The organism is Candidatus Thioglobus sp. (genome assembly GCF_028599055.1).
GTDB lineage: Bacteria > Pseudomonadota > Gammaproteobacteria > PS1 > Pseudothioglobaceae > Thioglobus_A.
On record NZ_JAQRMS010000190.1, the window covers coordinates 1 to 2,072 of the forward strand.

General features: G+C 39.3%; 1 protein-coding gene. It reads right to left on the reverse strand.

Annotated elements, in window-relative coordinates:
* Window positions 1-352: 352 nt before the first annotated feature.
* On the reverse strand, window positions 353-793 hold the full coding sequence (locus tag PSN35_RS07705; RefSeq protein ID WP_367183421.1) for a hypothetical protein: 441 nt from the start codon (window positions 791-793) through the stop codon (window positions 353-355).
* Window positions 794-2,072: the final 1,279 nt, after the last annotated feature.

A 2,072-nucleotide genomic window follows, 5' to 3' on the forward strand; every position in this document is an offset into this window, starting at 1 on the left:
CACTCCTGTAAGATAGCAGTTCTTAATTCGTCAATATTTTGACATTTTGGATTGCGTTGGTTAATTTTTCGGCCAATAAAGTCCCATACATGCTCTATAGGGTTCATGTCTGGCGACATCGTTGGCCATGGAATTGTCTGAACAGCCTTATGCTGTAAAAAAATGTACAATTCGGGCTCTATGTTGCCTAGCGTTGTACATTGGCCTCCCAGCCAACACATGATTGTCGAAATGGTGGACTACGCGTGGAGCGAGCACATTGTCACGGTATTTTTGGCCTGTCAGATTACCATCCAGAACGCACAAGCCCAACTTACACTCAAAGGAAAAACAACCCCAGACAGTTACACCCCTACCCCCAAAAGCAGTTGTGCCCAAAATGTGGTTGTCCTGAAATGAAGTGTTTCGTTGGCGCCAAACCCTTACACGACGTACCGTCGGTAGGGCGTAACAAAAAATAACTTTCATCAGACCAGTGGACCCATCTCGATGTGCGAATAGTCCAACCCAAATGATCATGTGACCAGTCAAATCGAGCATGGCGATGACGTAATTTCAACTGTGGACGTTTTATGGGTCGTTGCGCTCGCATTCCCTGATAGTGGAGGCGTCTGATTACAGTGCGTGTGCTAATGTAGCCTGCAAACAGTAAATTACCACAAAGTGCACCAGCTATACTGAACGGCGTTGCCGCGCTCGTCTGGATATGAGCCGGTCCTCTCGGCGTCGATTTGCGAGGTCTATCTGCACGTGGACGGTCAGTAACAGTCCTCGTTTGACGAAAACGTTGCATCAGTCGTACAATGATGGAATGGTTAACCCTGAAGTGGTATTCCCCCTTCTATGGCTAAAACCACCGTAATGCATGCCAACAGCTTGCCACCTTTCTGGTATGGTTAATTTTCGCCGCACCATACCAAACCAATAGAAAATGAAACTTAAAACTCTATCCTAAAAAAAAAATCAGCTTTCGTTCGCAAACACAAATGTTGAAAACTACACGTGGCACTTTACACAACCTGTCATATACACATAAATAAAAATCGATCAATAACCTGTTTCACAAGTAAGTAAGTATGTGCGTACAGGTAACGAAAACGGCAAACCGATTTGAAATAAGTTCATTATTAGAAAAGATATTATTGAAACAAGTTATGTGGTGCTTAACTTTTATCTGACTGTATATATTGAGGAGATAAAATGAAATAAATTCCGTGCGCCTACGAAAAGATAAAAAATAAAATCAGGTAAATTTTCCGAATTTTGATTGAATATACTTTGCAGTATCTGTAACTTCGTTTGACTGCGAAGCATCAATCTAAGATGAATGTTACCTTTTGAATTCGTGTACATTTCTGTTCAGTGAATAGCAATAGCCTGGTGTGATTTCATGATGCGTTTTACCAACAATTTTCAGAATCCGACATTGAGCTTTAAAATTAAATTATGAAAAGCAGAACATGTCAAGAAAAACACGTGACAAAAAAAAATAAGACAAACACAAATAATAATCGGCGTGAACAAACACAAAACAACTCAAGACCGACAAACCATATACAAAATCAAAAACTGAGGATGAACTCAGGTGTTCCGAAATGGTAAGCAATTCGCCAACCTAGAAATTGTTGTCCGTACGGACATCGTCAGAACTTCTATAAAAAGGCGCCTCTTACACATATTCTCGTCTATGGTCCAATAGTAAAGTCATCAAAAAATTCAACGACAGTTCAAATTGTAGCCAAAATGTTTTTGTATCTTGTTGAATTGTAGGATCCAAACTACAATATACTTATTTCATGCAACTACCATTTACAATTAAAAATATTATATAAGAAATTCATAACTAACGTCACGATCCTATCATTCTTTTCCCACATAAATGACTCGTGAATTCCACATGACAAAACTAGAGATACAAATGACTCGTGAATTCCACATGACAAAACTAGACATACAAATGACTCGTGAATTCCACATGACAAAACTAGACATACAAATGACTCGTGAATTCCACATGACAAAACTAGACATACAAATGACTCGTGAATTCCACATGACAAAACTAGACATAC